The sequence below is a fragment of the Alteribacter lacisalsi genome (assembly GCF_003226345.1).
Lineage (GTDB): Bacteria > Bacillota > Bacilli > Bacillales > Salisediminibacteriaceae > Alteribacter > Alteribacter lacisalsi.
The window spans coordinates 1,152,456-1,170,253 of sequence record NZ_PDOF01000001.1; the positions used below are offsets into that span (position 1 = coordinate 1,152,456).

At 47.8% G+C, this 17,798-nt stretch carries 12 protein-coding genes and 1 pseudogene; 12 read left to right on the top strand and 1 reads right to left on the bottom strand.

What is annotated here, in order from left to right:
- Window positions 1-292 precede the first annotated feature (292 nt).
- The 5 genes and pseudogenes from CR205_RS05685 to CR205_RS05705 form a co-directional block, all read left to right on the top strand.
- Window positions 293-2,035: a 2-oxoacid:acceptor oxidoreductase subunit alpha gene (locus tag CR205_RS05685; RefSeq protein ID WP_110519695.1), complete on the top strand. Its 1,743-nt coding sequence runs from the start codon at window positions 293-295 to the stop codon at window positions 2,033-2,035.
- Window positions 2,036-2,902 (top strand): 2-oxoacid:ferredoxin oxidoreductase subunit beta, encoded by an 867-nt coding sequence (locus tag CR205_RS05690; RefSeq protein ID WP_110517812.1) that lies wholly within the window; start codon window positions 2,036-2,038, stop codon window positions 2,900-2,902.
- Window positions 2,903-3,295: 393 nt separating this feature from the next.
- Entirely contained in the window at window positions 3,296-4,336 is a 1,041-nt protein-coding gene (gene tdh / locus CR205_RS05695) for an L-threonine 3-dehydrogenase (protein ID WP_110517814.1), read from the top strand.
- Between the two features lie 184 nt (window positions 4,337-4,520).
- Window positions 4,521-5,696, top strand: a complete 1,176-nt coding sequence (locus tag CR205_RS05700) for a glycine C-acetyltransferase (protein ID WP_110517816.1) — start codon at window positions 4,521-4,523, stop codon at window positions 5,694-5,696.
- 414 nt (window positions 5,697-6,110) lie between these two features.
- Window positions 6,111-6,470: pseudogene (locus CR205_RS05705) on the top strand (transposase); the annotation flags it as partial.
- A gap of 170 nt (window positions 6,471-6,640) precedes the next feature.
- Here the strand turns inward: CR205_RS05705 and CR205_RS05710 are convergent.
- Window positions 6,641-7,588 carry a C40 family peptidase gene (locus tag CR205_RS05710; protein ID WP_110517818.1) on the bottom strand — a complete coding sequence of 316 codons (948 nt, stop codon included), beginning with the start codon at window positions 7,586-7,588 and terminating at the stop codon, window positions 6,641-6,643.
- Window positions 7,589-7,960: 372 nt separating this feature from the next.
- Between CR205_RS05710 and miaB the strand changes: the two genes are divergently transcribed.
- From miaB to CR205_RS05745, 7 genes are all read left to right on the top strand, one after another.
- Complete coding sequence (miaB, locus tag CR205_RS05715; RefSeq protein ID WP_201745348.1) at window positions 7,961-9,505, top strand: tRNA (N6-isopentenyl adenosine(37)-C2)-methylthiotransferase MiaB; 1,545 nt, start codon at window positions 7,961-7,963, stop codon at window positions 9,503-9,505.
- 3 nt (window positions 9,506-9,508) lie between these two features.
- Complete coding sequence (locus CR205_RS05720) at window positions 9,509-9,925, top strand: RicAFT regulatory complex protein RicA family protein (RefSeq protein WP_110517821.1); 417 nt, start codon at window positions 9,509-9,511, stop codon at window positions 9,923-9,925.
- 545 nt (window positions 9,926-10,470) lie between these two features.
- A complete protein-coding gene (locus tag CR205_RS05725; protein ID WP_110517822.1) occupies window positions 10,471-11,043 on the top strand; it encodes an outer spore coat protein CotE in 573 nt (190 codons plus the stop codon).
- Between the two features lie 124 nt (window positions 11,044-11,167).
- Window positions 11,168-12,226, top strand: a complete 1,059-nt coding sequence (locus tag CR205_RS05730; protein ID WP_110517824.1) for a putative amidoligase domain-containing protein — start codon at window positions 11,168-11,170, stop codon at window positions 12,224-12,226.
- 117 nt (window positions 12,227-12,343) lie between these two features.
- Window positions 12,344-14,986, top strand: a complete 2,643-nt coding sequence (gene mutS / locus CR205_RS05735; RefSeq protein ID WP_110517826.1) for a DNA mismatch repair protein MutS — start codon at window positions 12,344-12,346, stop codon at window positions 14,984-14,986.
- Window positions 14,987-15,004: 18 nt separating this feature from the next.
- Entirely contained in the window at window positions 15,005-16,939 is a 1,935-nt protein-coding gene (gene mutL / locus CR205_RS05740) for a DNA mismatch repair endonuclease MutL (RefSeq protein WP_110517828.1), read from the top strand.
- A 49-nt stretch (window positions 16,940-16,988) separates the two neighbouring features.
- A complete protein-coding gene (locus CR205_RS05745; protein WP_161524680.1) occupies window positions 16,989-17,789 on the top strand; it encodes a class I SAM-dependent methyltransferase in 801 nt (266 codons plus the stop codon).
- Window positions 17,790-17,798 lie beyond the last annotated feature (9 nt).

The following is a 17,798-nucleotide window of genomic DNA, read 5'->3' on the forward strand; positions in this document are numbered from 1 at the left end:
CACAAAACTGCCTGTGCTCTGCCAGGCAGTTTTTCGTTATGCCTGAATCGCGTCCTGCTGTGGGCAGGCGGCCTTCACAACAGAAATGGTGAAAAGAATGCTGGACAATCTCAGATTCTGCTTCTGAAACAAGCAATATATGTTACAATATAAGAGATTTACAGTGTATACCACAATTTTACAGACAGCAGTTCTGCCTGGCTGCCGATATGGCATCCGGGCCTCCTATATGACGTTTTTTACTATTTGGAGGCCGTGATTGGAAACGGCCGTAAATAAAGGGGTGCAGGAGATGACTACACATTTATCCTGGAAAGTTGGAGGACAGCAGGGGGAAGGCATTGAAAGCACAGGGGAAATTTTTTCAACAGCTCTGAACCGGCTCGGATATTATCTGTACGGGTACCGTCATTTTTCATCTCGAATTAAAGGCGGCCATACAAACAATAAAATCCGTGTGAGTACGACGCCGCTCAATGCCATTTCCGATGATCTCGATATTCTGGTTGCCTTCGATCAGGAAACGATCGATGTTAATTCAGGTGAACTGATCTCAGGAGGCGTCATACTGGCGGATAGTAAATTTAAACCCGTTAAACCGGAAGGCCTGGATGCCCATCTTTTTTCGATTCCTTTTACTGAAATTGCCAACAATCTTGGAACGTCACTTATGAAGAACATGGTGGCCATCGGTGCCTCAAGTGCTCTTCTCGGTCTGGAGCCTGAACATTTTGAAGGCGTCGTTCAGCAGATTTTCGGCCGAAAAGGAGACGCTGTCGTTAAAAATAATATGAACGCGATCCGCGAGGGTATGGCCTCTTTTGAAAAGGAATCGGATCAGGCAAATGTCCGGTTTAAACTGGATCCCGTAAAGCCCGAAAAACGTATGTTTATGATCGGGAATGATGCGATCGCCCTTGGCGCTCTTGCAGGCGGCGCCCGCTTTATGCCTGCATACCCGATCACACCGGCTTCGGAAATCATGGAGTATCTCATTAAGAAACTGCCGGAATACGGCGGAACTGTCATTCAGACAGAGGATGAAATTGCGGCATGCACAATGGCGATCGGTGCCAATTACGCAGGTGTAAGGGCGCTGACAGCATCTGCTGGACCAGGACTGTCATTGATGATGGAATCGATTGGTCTGTCGGGGATTACCGAGACACCGCTTGTGATTGTGGATACCCAGCGCGGTGGACCGAGTACCGGTCTTCCCACAAAGCAGGAACAGAGTGATCTAATGGCAATGATTTACGGGAGCCATGGCGAAATCCCGAAAATTGTTATGGCGCCTTCCACAGTCGAGGAAGCGTTTTATGATACGATCGAAGCGTTTAATCTCGCTGAAGAGTACCAATGTCCCGTGATTCTTCTATCCGACCTGGCTCTAAGTCTTGGAAAACAGACAGTGGACCGTCTTGATTATGACAAGATTGAAATCCGGAGAGGAAAATTCGATCCGGATCAGGAACTGCCTGAACTGGACAAAAACGAGTATTTTAAACGTTATGCAGATACAGAAGACGGCATCTCGGAGCGGGTCATTCCGGGAATGAAAAATGCGATCCATCATGTTACGGGTGTTGAACATAATGAACAGGGTAAACCTTCTGAAAGCCCGGAAAACCGGAATACGCAGATGAACAAGAGGATGAAAAAGCTTCAGGAGCTGCATGAAGCATTCCCGCAGCCGCTTTTTACCGATATCCGTCACGAGAAAGCAGACCTTCTCATCCTCGGTTTCAACTCCACAAGAGGGACGATTCAGGAAGCGATTCCCCGACTTGAAGAAGACGGTGTGAAAGTGAACCATGCCCATGTGAGGCTGCTGCATCCGTTCCCGAAAGATGAAGTAAAAAAGCTGATGGAGCAGGCAGGCAGAGTCGTGGTAGTGGAGAACAATGCAACAGGGCAGCTTGCCAAGGTTATTAAAATGGAGACTGGCGCCGATCAGCTTGAGACCGTGAATAAATATGACGGCAATCCGTTTTTGCCGGGAGAACTTCACCATGCTTGCAAGGAGTTGGTTTAAATGGCCACATTTAAGGATTTCAGAAACAATGTCAAGCCAAACTGGTGTCCCGGATGCGGTGATTTCTCGGTTCAGGCTGCCATCCAGCGTGCAGCGGCGAGTGCGGGTCTGACGCCGGAAAATCTCGCTGTTGTCAGCGGAATCGGCTGTTCCGGACGCATTTCCGGATATATTAAATCCTACGGTTTCCACGGCATACACGGCAGGTGTCTGCCGATCGCCCAGGGGGTAAAAATGGCAAACCGGGAATTAACCGTTATTGCCTCCGGCGGAGACGGGGACGGATTTGCCATCGGTCTTGGGCATACGATGCATGCGATACGGAGAAATATAAATATCACTTATATTGTTATGGATAATCAGATTTACGGTCTTACCAAAGGACAGACGTCTCCACGGAGTGAGATGGGCTTTAAAACCAAGAGTACACCAGGCGGTTCCATTGAATCGTCACTCAATATTATGGAAATGGCGCTGTCAGCCGGGGGAACGTTTATTGCACAAAGCTTTTCGACGGATCTGAAAGAACTGACGGCACTGATTGAACAGGGCATTGCCCATGAAGGGTTTTCCCTTATCAATGTCTTCAGCCCGTGTGTAACATTTAATAAAGTGAATACTTACGACTGGTTCAAAGAAAATCTCACGAAGCTTTCCTCGATCGAAGATTATGATCCTTCCGACCGCGGTATGGCCATGAACACCCTCATGAAACATAACGGTCTGGTTACGGGCCTGATCTATCAGAACAGCGGTCAGCCTGCTTATGAAGATCTTGTAGAAGGCTACAGGGAAGAGGGCCTGGCCCGTCAGTCTCTTAAGCTTGAAAAAGAAAAATTCGAAAAACTCACAGCTGAGTTTATGTAGCCTGTTTACTGACCGGTAAAAGCAGATTCTGTTTTTACCGGTCTTTTGATGTTAAAGTCTCGCGGCTGTTTATGGCATAAGCCGGCCGCTCAAACTTCTGCTGTTACATAGAACAGAATGATCATGCAGAAGATAAAAGCTGGAGGTCAAACGCATACACCCGGGAAGAAAAAAATCACATCATAAATTTCTCCTCACACGCATTTGTCCTCCTCTGGTGAACAGTTTTATTTACGCATACACCTCCCCGTGATAAACTTAAATAGACTTAAGTTCAATTATAGAATCGGCTGCCCGCAAGCCTTCAAAACGGCCATTCATTTCTTTGGGGAAGTGGGGGCGATAGACAAGGCATGCAGGGGACGAAAAGCTATTTTAAAGGGGTGCTGTCAGATGAAGGGAACGATGAGAGCGATAGTAAAACCGGAGCGCTCCCCCGGTGCTAAACTGGAATACGTACCAATTCCGTCAATAAGTGACAATGAGGTACTGATCCAGGTAAAAGCGACAAGTATCTGCGGGACGGATGTTCATATCTATGCATGGGATGAGTGGTCTCAGAGCCGTGTTAACCCGCCCTATGTTTTCGGTCATGAATTTGCAGGTATTGTAGTGGAAAAAGGAAAAAATGTAACGAATGTGGATGTAGGCGACCACGTGAGTGCCGAAACACACATCGTATGCGGAGAATGCCCACAGTGCCTGACAGGACAGGCTCATATCTGTGCAGACACTCAGATTATCGGTGTGGACCGGGACGGATGCTTTGCCGAGTACGTTGCCCTTCCAGCAGAAAATATGTGGAAGAACGATCCGGAACTTCCTTTTGATGTAGCCAGTGTGCAGGAACCTTTTGGAAACGGTGTACATACCGTTCTTGCTGGAGATGTTGCAGGAAAAACCGTAGCAGTTATCGGGTGCGGTCCGATTGGCGTAATGGCTGTCGGTGTAGCAAAAGCGTGCGGGGCTTCGCAGGTGATCGCGTTTGATTTGAACGAGTACCGGCTCGATCTGGCTAAGAAAATGGGGGCAACCTCTGTGGTGAATTCCTCCACTGAAGATCCTCTTGAAGTTGTTAATAGCCTTACAAACGGCCACGGTGTTGACGTGGTATGTGAAATGAGCGGCCATCCGGTTGCTATGAACCAGGGCTTTAAGATGGTTACAAATGGAGGAAGAGTCTCAATACTCAGTCTTCCTGTGCGACCCGTTGAAATCGATGTAACCAATGATATTGTGTTTAAAGGAATTACCGTTCAGGGTATTACAGGACGGAAAATGTACCACACCTGGCAGCAGGTATCAGGTCTTTTGCGTTCAGGTCAGGTAGATGTGAAGCCGATGATCACCCATCATTTCCCGCTTGAAGAATTTGAAAAAGGATTCAATCTGATGATTGAAGGGAAATGCGGAAAAGTGGTTCTTCATCCGTAGAGCAGCAATGAATGCAGCCTGCGGTCCTTATGATAAAGGCTCTGTTAAAGCTTGATGTTGTTTTTTAGAGAAAGTTGATTGGAGCGAACGCCCGACACTCCTGCGGGAAAGGGAGGGCAGGGAGCGGTAATCAACAATAGATTTTAACAGAGCCATTATAAAAAACATGTTGGAGGGATTGACTGTGAAAGGATTTGAATATCTTCAGGACGAACTCAAGTCCATGAAAGACGAAGGGGTCTTCCGTTCGCTCGTACCGCTTGAATCAGACCAGGGGGCAAAAGTTGTCATCAATGGTAAAGAACTGATTCAGCTATCTTCAAACAATTACCTCGGGCTTACTGCTCATCCGAAAATGAAAAAAGCAGCGATTGATGCAGTTGAACAATACGGTGCGGGAACGGGGTCTGTACGGACGATTGCCGGGACCTTTTCCATGCATAACGACTTTGAGGAAAAGCTGGCCGAATTCAAGCATACCGAAGCGACACTTGTGCTTCAGTCCGGGTTTACAGCCAATCAGGCCATCCTGAGTTCCATTCTCACGAAAGACGATGTGGTTATTTCCGATGAGCTCAATCACGCTTCCATTATTGATGGGATCCGGCTGACAAAAGCAGCGAGAAAAATCTACAAGCATGTGGATCTTGACAGTCTTGAAGAAGCGCTGAAGGAAAGCGGCGAATACCGTAAACGTCTCGTTGTTACCGATGGCGTGTTCTCTATGGACGGTAATATTGCCCCGCTTAAGGAAATTGTTGAGCTCTGCGAAAAGTACGATGCACTGATCATGGTGGACGATGCCCATGCAAGCGGTGTGCTTGGAAGGAATGGACGGGGAACTGTCGATCATTTCGACCTAAACGGGCGCGTTCACATCCAGGTTGGAACACTTTCAAAAGCGATTGGTGTATTAGGCGGCTATGTGGCAAGTACACAGGCTGTAAGAGACTACCTGATTCATAAAGGACGCCCGTTCCTCTTCAGCACATCCCATCCGCCTGCAGTAACTGCAGCATGCTCAGCCGCAGTGGATGTTCTTCTCGAAGAGCCTGAACTGATTGACCGTCTATGGAAAAATACTGAGTTCTTTAAAAAGGGACTTGAAAAGCTCGGTTTTGATACCGGGAAGAGTGATACACCAATTACACCGGTAATCGTCGGGGGAGAAACAAAAGCCCACCAGCTTTCCGACAAGCTCCGTGATTATGGGGTATTTGCTCAAAGCATTGCTTTCCCGACAGTAGCAAAAGGCCAGGCGCGTGTCCGAACGATTGTTACGGCACAGCATTCGGAAGAGCTACTTCAGGAAGCACTCGATGCCTTTGCAAAAGCCGGGAAAGAACTGGATATTATTTAACATTTGCTTTATACAGAGAGGCTGGGACAATACTCAGTTAAATAGAAGGACCCTCACCGTCGGTGAGGGCCTTTTGCTTTGGTAGCATTTATATATGTTGATTGTTCAAAAATACACTCGCTTGCCGCGGGCAAGGCTTCAGCTAACCGGGGAAGATCGCCCCGGTGGATCTTCAGCTCTTGCTTTTCCCGCAGGCGTCTCGTGATTTTTGAACAATCAACGAATATGTACACAAAAGGATACCTTCTGATAAAGTTAAATCACCACAACCTAACAGAATCGGAGGTATCCTTATAACAAGAATCAAGTCGTTTTGCCGATGGCCCTTTCTATAAACTCCAGAAAAGTGATATAGCTTTTGCCATCAATGATCTCGTTTAAGCCAGACCGGAAGAAGCTTTCAGTGGCTTCCTCCGTTCTCGGTATACGAAAGCCAAGGAAGGAAATAACCGCAAGGTTCATTATAATGAGAAGCGGGAAAACCCAAAAGCCTATATTCAAGAAGTGCTTTCAGACGAGGAAACCAGCGAGATCTACGGGAAGCGTAAGATCGATGTAGAGCCAACCTTCGAATTTCTGAAGGCTAATTTGCGTTTCACCCGAATGTCGGTGAGAGGCAAAAAGAAGGTAAAAATCGAGATAGGGTTTGCCTTGATGCTTCGAAGCAATTCTTGCAGAGGAAGAAGCAGGGTTACTGCTTTGCCTGCTGCAATGGTGCCCACGGAAAGGGAGGCAGGGAGCGGAAATCAACAAAAGACTTTAAAAGAGCCTTAAACAAACAAAACGGTGCGAACGATCGAAGAGCGATCATTGGCACCGTTTTTTACTTAATTAGAGGCTGTTTTGTCCCAGCCTCTCTTTTACTACCAATTCGATAGTTTTCTTTATTATTATTATGTAAACTTAAGTGCAGGGGAAAAGCCCTCACAGTAGGGAGGACTGGTTTAAAACCGTCTGGCCCCTGTAAAAGCCTCGTTCCAGTAATCATTAAGATAGGAAATCTGCGTCATTTCCTCCGTTCTGCTTGCGTGAATCATAAAATCATTGCCCAGATAAATACCTGTATGGGTCACTTGTCCGGCTGTCTCAACTTTAGCAGAATCAATATCGGAAAAATAAAGTACGTCTCCCGCCTGAAGATCGTCCAGGGCCACATTTTCACCGACCCTGAACTGGTCCCTGCTTACCCGAGGCAGATAAACCCCAAGGCTTTCGCGGAATACTTCCTGAACGAGAAAAGAACAGTCAAGTCCTTCCCTGTCTGTGCCTCCAAACAGGTACGGTGTGTCCAGATACTGCACTGCTTCTTTTACGGCGGGATGATCATGCCCGCTGTATGTGGAAGGGTGCAGAGCCTCTTTTTCCTCTTCAGTCAGTCGCCGGGCTCCGGCGAAATGCTCGGTCCAGAAACGATCTTTTTCAAACGAGAGAATTTCTGTCCCGCCACTCAATGAAACTGTCATAAACTCACCGTCTCCCATATAAATACCGCTCATGAGTGACTCATTCTTAAAGAATACAAGATCACCGGGAATAAGGTCATCAAATGGGATATTGTCTCCAAGATCGTTCTGATGGGCGGCAATACGGGGCATGCGGATTCCGGTGGCTTCCTGAAACACATACTGCACAAAACCGGATGAATTAAACCCGGTTCCGGGTTCTTTACCTCCGGACTCAAACGGTATGCCTTTCAGTGCGTATGCCTGATCAAGCAGCTGCTCCGTGCTGTAATCAAGCTCTCCGTAATCTCTTATTTCTGCCGGACTTTCACTGTCATCCTCTATTGCCGGCTGCACCCCGGAAAAACGATCTCCCGATTGAACGTACAGGACAGCAGAACCGGCAGCGGCGATCAAAAGAACAGCTGCCAGACCATTTCGCCCCTTCATAGGTTTCCTCCTTTTTATAAAAATCGAGCAAGTTTGATCCCTCCAGTGTATCAGCAGAGGATATGTTTGGCAAAAAAAAGAAAATGAGTACACTTTTCAGTCAGCGCACTTCTATATTTATGGACCGAAGAAAACGTCCGCCTGTAGTGCAATAAAACAGCAATCTTTACATAATGAGCGTTCCGAAAAGAGCCCTCCAAAAAAAGAAATGCGTGCAATCGTGCGTAAAATGTCTTCCTGCTGAAAGTGTAAGGTGTTCGGTTGTTTATTCTTCATCAAAAATGGCAGTTGTGATGCAAGTAAAAACCCTTTATACTAAGAGGTTGGAAGAGTTTGTTGAGAAAAATGGTCCGCAAAGGAGTCGAGAGACCAATGAATGAAGAACAGCGAAAGTTTCAGAAGCAAAATGAGGAAAGCCCTTCTTCCACGGACAAAAAATCCGCGAAGGAAAAGGACTATTCCCAGTATTTTCAGACCACTTACGTTCCCCCGAACCTGAAGCAGGCAAAAAAAAGAGGGAAGGAAAACGTGGAGATTCACTATGATTTTGAAATTCCGGAGCAGATGCGGGGCATTGGAACAGGAAAGAAGTTTCTGATCCGTACGTACGGCTGTCAAATGAATGAACATGACAGTGAAAACATGGCCGGGATCCTCCTTGATATGGGCTTTGAATCCACCGCTCTCGCAGAAGAGGCGGATGTCATCCTGATTAACACATGTGCAATTCGGGAAAATGCCGAGAACAAAGTTTTCGGTGAAATCGGCAACCTGAAAAATATGAAGCTCGAGCGGCCGGAGATGATTATCGGGGTGTGCGGCTGCATGTCCCAGGAGGAATCAGTTGTAAACCGGATTATGCAGAAGCACCAACAGGTGGATTTGATTTTCGGTACTCACAACATTCACCGCCTGCCGAACCTGCTGAATGATGCGATCATGAGCAAGGAAATGGTTGTGGAAGTCTGGTCCAAAGAAGGCGACATCATTGAGAGCATGCCTCGGGCCAGAAAAGGCCAGATTCAGGGCTGGGTAAATATTATGTACGGCTGTGATAAATTCTGCACCTACTGCATTGTGCCGTATACAAGAGGCAAGGAACGAAGCCGCAGGCCGGAAGATATTATTGAAGAGGTACGCCACCTTGCCAGGAACGGCTACAAGGAAATTACCCTTCTCGGCCAGAATGTGAACGCCTATGGAAAAGATCTGGCAGATGTGGATTACGGCCTTGGTGATCTGATGGATGAGATCAGAAAAATTGATATTCCGAGAGTCCGTTTTACCACCAGTCATCCCCGGGACTTTGATGATCACCTGATTGACGTGCTTGCCAAAGGGGGTAACCTGGTCGAACACATCCATCTGCCGGTACAGAGCGGCAGCAGCCAGGTACTAAAACTCATGGCAAGAAAGTATACACGTGAATCCTATGTGGAACTGGCGAAAAAAATCAAAAAGGCGATTCCTCATGCATCCTTTACGACAGACATTATTGTCGGTTTCCCAAATGAAACGGAGGAGCAGTTTGAAGAAACTATGTCACTGGTGCGTGAAATGGAGTTTGACAGTGCCTTTACGTACATTTATTCGCCGCGGGACGGCACACCCGCTGCCAAGATGGAAGATAACGTTCCGCACAAAGTAAAACGGAAGCGTCTTGCCCGATTAAATGAGCTTGTCAATGAGCTGTCGGCCAGAAAAAACAAAATGCTTGAAGGTCAGGTTATGGAAGTGCTGGTTGAAGGAAAAAGCCGGAAGGATCCGGAAACACTCGCCGGCCGGACACGCACCAACCGTCTTGTAAACTTTAAGGCACCTGAGTCTTGCATTGGAGAGCTTGTCAACGTTAAAATAACAGAAGCGAAAACCTGGTCGCTGAACGGTCAGGCAGTCGAAACTGCAGAGGTGAAATAGGAAATGGCACATACAAAAAACCAAGTCATTGAAAAAGCCCGGGAACTGGCGAGAGTAATGGCGGAAACAGAAGAAGTGGATTTCTTTAAGCGGGCAGAGCTTCAGATCAACGAGAACGTCCGGGTTCAGGAAATCATTGCGAAGATTAAAGCACTCCAGAAAGAAGCTGTAAATCTGCAACATTACAATAAAACAGAAGCACTTAAAAAGACAGAAGCAAAAATTGACGCGCTTCAGGATGAATTGGATGAAATTCCGATTGTAAAAGAGTTTAAGCAGTCCCAGACTGAAGTAAATGGGCTGCTGCAGTTTGTCTCTACGACAATTTCCAATGCCGTTACGGATGAAATTATTAAGTCCACCGGCGGGGATGTATTAAAAGGAACAACAACAAAGAGTCCGTTTAACTCCGGATGCTGATCCGAAAAAACCGCCTTTAGGGGCGGTTTTTTTCGTTCTCGGAAAGATTGCTGTATCAGTCTGGTGCAGAGATACGCTGGCCGCGGTATGATGGCCGAAAAGGATTTTATAATATTTCACATACCATATTCTATTAACCAGTAATATATTTCATTACGAACGTCTGCAAAAAGAGCCGGGCGGTATGGATAACGAGAAGAAAAAGCAGTGGTTTTAACTGTTCAGCATACTCGTTCAGACAATTCTTCTGCAGATGGAATGAACCGGGAAAACCTCTCATATACATAATTGAACTTACGATAAGGTCTGAATAAACGCAGAGCAATTAACTTCGGGGAAAAGTCGGAGGTGGAAGGATTCTCATATTGCATTGTATCTTTCCTCCCGATTTTAGGAACATTCGGATGTTTGTTCACATAGGCTGAAGTAACGTAGTAAATTCTTTTTTCACAATGGCCGGATGTCACGCATACGATGCCAATGGAACTGTCAGGAGTTTATCTGAATTGCTACGAGTTAATTCATTTGTTTGAGGAGGGAATTGCATGTCAGCAGCAGACAAAGAGCTGAATTACAGAGAGATTATTACCAAGGCTGTATGCGGAAAAGGGAGAAAGTTTTCTCAGGCAAGCCACGACATTACCCCGTCCCATACGCCTACGAGTATTCTGGGGTGCTGGATCATCAATCACAAGTACGACGCAGAGAAAAAGGGAGACGCTGTGGAGGTAAACGGAAGATATGATATTAATATCTGGTATTCCTACAGCAATAACACAAAGACCAATGTAGCCACCGAAACGGTCTCCTACACCGATATTGTTCCTCTTGCAATGCAGGATAAAAACGTTCTGTCAGATGACATCGACGTCCTGGCAAGAGCCATTCAGCAGCCCAATACATTGGAAGCGACGATTGCTGCAAACGCAGCCGACGTTAATGTACAGGTGGAGAGGGAGTTTGTGGTTGAAGTCATAGGCGAAACAAAAGTCTGTGTCTACTGCAACCCGGATTTCTCCGGCGATGACTGGGATTCGAAAGTCTGGGACTACGATGTAGAGGACGAAGCGTTTGAAGATCTCGATCCAAACTTCCTGATGGGAGACCTGGAAGAATAACAAAACCTGAAGGTGACCTTGATAGGCCGATTGGAGCCTTAAAGGTTGCCTTTATTTTTTGGTGAGTTAACAAGAAGGATAGTTGTTAACCTTCATGCCAGATCATTGAAAGGAGACTGCCAGAATGGAGAACCTTGCAGCCTACGGTATTAGAAAACAGGGACCTGACCGGGGTCTCCTGCGGATCCGTGTCACGGGGTATGAGTACACAGTTGTTCAAATTCTTGTTTATCCTCCTCACGCGGAAAAAGGAATATCAGAATCTTTCAGACAGGCAGGGAGCCGCTATAAAGGACGGGAAATGGTTGAAACAGCTATGCGGGCAGCTTTTGCTCATCAGGTGCCATTCTATTGTGCTGAGGTTCAGCGCAAAGGAAAAGACATTTATCTGACTGACATTACAAAAGCAGAAGAGGTTGAATTGAACCGCGCCAGTTCCGGGGAGCAGGGCTCAGTCACGTTCGGGGCAGATGCGGAATACATGCTGAAGAATATGCGGACGGGAAGACTCAAAGCCCTCCCTGTAAATTCCGGCGAAGCTGAAAACGAAGCTGACGGTGCGCTGATCCGCCACGGATACGCATTTTCAAAACCTGTATTTGAACTTCATCCCGATCCGGCAAAATCCGGTGAAGAGCTTTATCAGAACCTGATTATGAAGAAAAAGAAACTCATGCACGCAGCCAGAAAATCGGGAGCGCAGGTAACCAGCGGGGCAAATCCCCACGGCCGGTTTATGCTCGGCGGTCATTTCCATTTCGGAAACAAAGCCCCATCCTTTAACAAAACTGCAGAGCTGGATGCGTATCTTGCTATACCCTATTGCCTCATTGAACAGAGGAACGACGCGGTGAGGAGAATGGCCGGGCAGGGATTTCTCGGTAATGTAAGGGTTAATTGTTTTGGCGGCTTTGAATACCGGACTCTCTCTTCCTGGGTGGAACGTCTTGATGAAGCAGAGCCGTTATTCTGCTACCTGGACTGGCTGATCAGAAAGGAATCCCTGGTGCATCCTCCGCTTGAACCCGGTGTGCTGAAGGCTTATTACCACGATGATAAAAAGGAGTTGTACCTTTATTCCGAACGGCTTTATTCAAGACTGACCGCAGGATTAAATTCAGAAAAAGAGAAGGAAATCATCAGCCGTTTTTTTGATTGGATTGAACATTTTTACAGTAAGTGAGAGGTGTGCTGGCACGATTGAAATTTCATTCCTGCCGCTCTCGTAAACTTCCTTCCTGTGTTATAATAAGACGCACATTACGAGAAACGGTCGAAACATGCAAGGTGGAGGAAATAGATGTCGAAACAAATGAAAACCCCAATGATACAGCAATATCTAAAAATCAAGGCTGAATATAAGGATGCCTTTTTATTTTTCAGGCTCGGGGATTTTTACGAGCTGTTTTTCGAGGATGCCGTAAAAGCGGCAAAGGAACTTGAAATTACTCTTACGGCCCGTGGAAAAGGGGAGGACCGGATTCCCATGTGCGGGGTACCTCATCACTCATGCGCGGGCTACATATCAAAATTGATAGACAAGGGGTATAAGGTGGCCATCTGCGAGCAGACAGAGGACCCTGCCCAGGCGAAAGGTGTAGTCAAAAGGGAAGTGGTACAATTAATTACCCCTGGAACGGTGATGGACGGTGCGGCTATTCAGGAAAAGGAGAACAACTACCTTCTTTCCCTGTCGGCCTTTGAGGAGGACAGGTACGGCCTGGCAGCCGTGGACCTTACAACAGGAGAGCTTAAAGTGACGTCTTTTTACGACGGCTTTACCTCTGTCCTCCATGAGGCTGCCTCCTATAACCCGAAGGAGATTGTCGTAGCATCGTCGTTTGCGGAGGAAAAGCGCGAGCAGTTTTCGTCACTCATGAATGTCACCTTTTCAGAGGAAGACGACACCGCGCTCCCGGGTGAGATGCGCGAACTGGTAGACAGTCTTCAGGATGAGGAACTGGCCGTGACGGTAATCCGCCTGCTCCATTATCTGTATCGCACCAAAAAGCGCTCTCTCGATCATATTCAGTCTGCAGTCTATTATTATGCAGGCGATTATATGAAGCTTGACGTGCACTCGAAACGAAACCTGGAGCTTACCGAGACAATACGCGAAAAAAAGAAACACGGCTCCCTGTTATGGCTGCTTGATGAAACAGTAACGGCAATGGGGGGAAGACTTTTAAAGCAGTGGATCGAACGTCCCCTTCTCGATGCGAAAAAAATAGAAGAGCGTCACACTCTTGTCGGAGATCTTATTGACCGCTTCTTTGAGCGTGAGGAACTTAAGGACCAACTGCGCGATGTGTATGACCTGGAAAGACTCGCGGGCAAGGTGGCTTTCGGGACGGTAAATGCCAGGGACCTGATTCAGCTGAAACGTTCTCTTGCAAGAGTGCCGGCCATATTTGACACAGCCCTGCAGCTCGGCAGCCCTTACGCATCCCGCCTTGTAAATGAAGTGGACCGATGCGGCCCCCTTAGAGAGCTTCTTGAGGCAAGCCTTCAGGACGACCCTCCTGTTTCTGTTACAGAGGGGGATATGATTAAGGACGGGTACAATGAGCAGCTGGATATCTACCGCGATGCGATGAAGAACGGCAGAACCTGGATCGCGGCTCTTGAAAAAAACGAACGGGAACAGACGGGAATCCGCTCTCTCAAAATTGGATTTAATAAGGTGTTCGGCTACTACATTGAGGTGACCCGCTCCAATCTGGCCTCACTTCCTGATGGCCGTTACGAGCGTAAGCAGACACTTGCCAATGCCGAGCGGTTTATTACACCTGAACTGAAAGAAAAAGAGGCGCTCATTCTTGAAGCAGAGGAAAAGAGCGGCAAGCTGGAATACGAGATTTTCCTGGATTTGAGAAAACAGGTTGCCGTCTATATTTCGAAACTGCAGGAACTGGCAAAAGTGCTAAGCACGCTGGACTGCCTGCAGAGCTTTGCCGAGGTTAGTGAAGCCAACCACTATGTTAAGCCGGTGATGAACACCACTGGAACGGTAGATATCAAAGACGGCCGTCACCCCGTTGTGGAAAAAGTGATTGATCAGGGAGAGTACGTACCAAACGATATCTCCCTTGATGAAAGCCGCGAGATGCTGCTGATAACCGGACCGAATATGGCAGGTAAAAGCACCTACATGCGTCAGCTTGCATTGTGTGCCGTCATGGCACAGTGCGGATGCTATGTTCCGGCAGATGAGGCAGTACTCCCTGTCTTTGATCAGATATTCACCCGGATCGGCGCGGCTGATGATCTGGCTCAGGGGCAGAGCACGTTTATGGTGGAAATGATGGAAACAAGACACGCGGTCACAAGAGCGACGGACCGGAGTCTGATTCTTCTTGATGAAATTGGCCGGGGCACATCCACTTATGACGGCATGGCACTAGCCCAGGCCATCATGGAGTATATCCATGAGCATATTGGAGCGAAAACCCTTTTTTCCACCCACTATCACGAACTTACACGTCTGGAGGCAGAACTGCCAAAGCTGAAAAATGTTCATGTCTCTGCAGCTGAGGAAGACGGCGATGTGGTCTTTCTTCATAAGGTGATAGATGGGGCGGCAGATCGCAGTTACGGCATTTACGTGGCGCGCCTTGCACAGCTGCCGGACCAATTAATCACCCGTGCAAATGTGATTTTAAAGGAGCTGGAAAGCGGTGATCTCCGTGGAGACCAGGAGCAGGTCCTTGTCACATCCGGAGCAAGTGAAGAACATGCCGGCGCGGAGCATGAACCGGGGCAGCTAACCCTGTTTGATCCGGGCATCATACCGGAATCCGGAAAAGAAGCGGACCGCAGAGGCAAACTTGCCGGAGCTGAAATAGAAGCAGTAAAGGCTCTGAAGAATCTGGACACGCTTCATATGACACCGTTTGAAGCTATTCAGACGCTTCATGAGCTTCAGAAAAAACTCAGGAATTAACCGGAAAGGAGGGCTCCTGTGGGCATAATCAGGAAGCTTGACGACCATTTATCCAATAAAATTGCTGCCGGGGAAGTGGTGGAACGGCCCTCCTCTGTTGTGAAGGAACTGGTTGAAAACGCGATCGATGCGAAAAGTAACAGGATCAGAGTCGACCTTGAAGAAGGGGGCCTCTCCTCCATCCGGGTTCTTGATAACGGGAGCGGCATGGAAGCGGATGATGTGGAAACCGCTTTTTACCGCCACGCCACGAGTAAAATAAAAAACGACAGAGATTTGTTCAGGATCACCTCCCTAGGTTTCAGAGGGGAAGCGCTCCCCAGTATTGCCTCAGTAAGCCGTCTGACACTAAAGACGAGCACAGGAGAGAGAGACGGAAGCCAGATCATAATAGAAGGCGGCAAAGCCGGGAGTGTCACGACATCGGCAGCGAGAAAAGGGACGGAGGTTATTGTGGAGGATATCTTCTTTAATACTCCTGCCCGGCTGAAATACCTGCGGACCATTCATACGGAACTCGGTCACACGACTGACGCCATTAACCGTCTCGCTCTCGCCCACCCGGACATTGCCTTTGAACTTTTTCATAACGGGAAAGAACTGGTTAAAACGAACGGCTCCGGGGACAGGCTCCGTGTGATTGCAGCGATCTACGGCAGGGACATGGCAAAAAAAATGCTGAAAATCGAACGCCGATCTCTCGATTTTTCAATCGAAGGCTACATTGCAAAGCCGGAAGTGACACGCTCTAACCGGTCCTATATCTCTCTCTTGATTAACGGGCGTTTCGTCAAAAATTATGCTATTTCCAGAGCTATTCACGAAGGCTATCATACCCTTCTGCCGATCGGCAGACATCCCGTTGTGGTGCTGAACATCACAATGGATCCAATCTTGATCGATGTGAACGTTCATCCTTCAAAACTCGAAGTGCGACTTAGTAAAGAACAGGAACTCACAGCCCTGATAACCGAAACAATCAGAGAGCGGTTCAGGAAAACATCTTTGATCCCGGAAGTTAAAGCAGCTGTTCAGCAGAAGAAGCAGAAAACAGAGCAGACTGAACTTTCGTTTGGCAGCCACGCAACTGCTGAGAAGATGGAGGATGCCCCAGCGGAAGCAGGGGTGTCTTCCCAGGGGGAAATCGATTCGTATAAAAGCCGGGACCGCTCACCGGAGGCAAAAAGCAGTGTTTACGGCGGGGATCGTCAGTATGTGAAAGAGACAATCTCAGAGACTTCTCAGGAGACCTCTTTGAAAGCTGAAAGCAGCGTACCTTATACAAAAGAAATTCCAGACGCCGCTAAAGTGAAGAGAGAAAGGGAGGAGTCTGAAAAACTGTCCGGTGAAGAGGCATCTGGTACCGGGGCGGTGATCCCGACGCTTTACCCGATCGGGCAGCTGCACGGCACCTATATTCTTGCCCAGAATGACGATGGGCTCTTTATAATTGATCAGCACGCCGCCCAGGAGCGAATCAAATATGAGTATTTCAGAGAGCAGGTCGGAAAAACAGACAACAGGAATCAGGACCTTCTCGTGCCAGTCACCTTCACCTTTACACAGAAAGAAGAAAACGCTGTACTTGACCGGTCGGAGGAACTTGCCTCAGTGGGAATCAGGCTGGAGAGCTTCGGACCGAGGACGTACCTTGTCAGAAGCCACCCTGTCTGGTTTCCAAAAGGAGAAGAAGAGGCACTAATCAGGGAAATGATTGATCTTGCCACAGATGGGAAGGCACTTAATGTGGCAAAAATGAGAGAAGAAGCTGCCATCTTAATGTCGTGTAAAGCGGCGATTAAAGCCAACCGCTATCTTAGACAGGATGAAATGTACAAGCTTCTGGAAACTCTTCGTGCATGTGAGGAGCCCTATACGTGTCCCCACGGCAGGCCGGTTCTTCTCAGGTTTACAAAATATGAAATGGAACGGATGTTTAAGCGGGTGATGTAAGTTGGTTCACCTGCCTTATAAATGTTTTAGGGAAATGAGTGACAGGCAGATGATCATTACAACCGCTCCAAAAGCTACGGATGAAATGAAAGCAAGGGCCGACCGTGCCTGTACCGCCCTCTCTGCTCCCTATGTGGAGCGAGGGCGTTTTTCCATTGCCTCCCTACAGCGCAGGTGGAACTGCCCTGTACTCGTGGCAGAGGCCGGAAGACTGGTCCTCCATACACATGGGAAGGAGTCTTTGTTTTATCACCCGAATGTCGCCATGATCCGTGCCAAGCAGTACATAAGAACAGGTTCTGATCCGATGGTAAAGGCAGCAGGGCTGAAAAAGGGAATGAGTTTCGCCGATATGACGCTTGGCCTCGGGTCCGATGCCCTGGTTGCAAGTTTAGCAGTTGGAAATAGTGGGAAAGTTTTCGGTACAGAAGTTAATCCGGTTTTATGTCATATTGTAAAAGAAGGGTTTCGGACATTTAAAACCGGTAACGACACTGTCACTCAGGCCATGAGGCGAATTCACACAACGTGCTCGGATCACCTGGACTGGCTTCGGAACATGCCGAATTCCTCGGTTGACGTCGTTTTTTTCGATCCGATGTTCAAAGAAGAGGTGAAGGGATCAGACGGACTTTCTCCGTTGAAGCAGCTTGCAGCCAGCAGTCAATTTGAACCCTTTTTGCAAAATGCTGTCGCAGAAGCCAGAAGGGTAGCACGAAAAGCAGTCATACTAAAAGACCATTTCAGATCCGGCCGTTTTCAGGAAGGGGGCTTTACAGTAGAAGTCAGACCTTCTGCTACCTATCATTTCGGGGTATGGAAAAAGCAGGATCGCGCAATAATGGACTAACAGACAGGT

Coding starts and splice junctions, on each gene's coding strand:
- miaB (WP_201745348.1), top strand. CDS start 7,961: ATGAATGAAGAACAGCGAAAGTTTCAGAAGCAAAATGAGGAAAGCCCT.
- CR205_RS05745 (WP_161524680.1), top strand. CDS start 16,989: ATGATCATTACAACCGCTCCAAAAGCTACGGATGAAATGAAAGCAAGG.
- CR205_RS05710 (WP_110517818.1), bottom strand. CDS start 7,588: ATGAAGGGGCGAAATGGTCTGGCAGCTGTTCTTTTGATCGCCGCTGCC.
- mutS (WP_110517826.1), top strand. CDS start 12,344: ATGTCGAAACAAATGAAAACCCCAATGATACAGCAATATCTAAAAATC.
- CR205_RS05725 (WP_110517822.1), top strand. CDS start 10,471: ATGTCAGCAGCAGACAAAGAGCTGAATTACAGAGAGATTATTACCAAG.
- tdh (WP_110517814.1), top strand. CDS start 3,296: ATGAAGGGAACGATGAGAGCGATAGTAAAACCGGAGCGCTCCCCCGGT.
- CR205_RS05720 (WP_110517821.1), top strand. CDS start 9,509: ATGGCACATACAAAAAACCAAGTCATTGAAAAAGCCCGGGAACTGGCG.
- CR205_RS05685 (WP_110519695.1), top strand. CDS start 293: ATGACTACACATTTATCCTGGAAAGTTGGAGGACAGCAGGGGGAAGGC.
- CR205_RS05690 (WP_110517812.1), top strand. CDS start 2,036: ATGGCCACATTTAAGGATTTCAGAAACAATGTCAAGCCAAACTGGTGT.
- CR205_RS05730 (WP_110517824.1), top strand. CDS start 11,168: ATGGAGAACCTTGCAGCCTACGGTATTAGAAAACAGGGACCTGACCGG.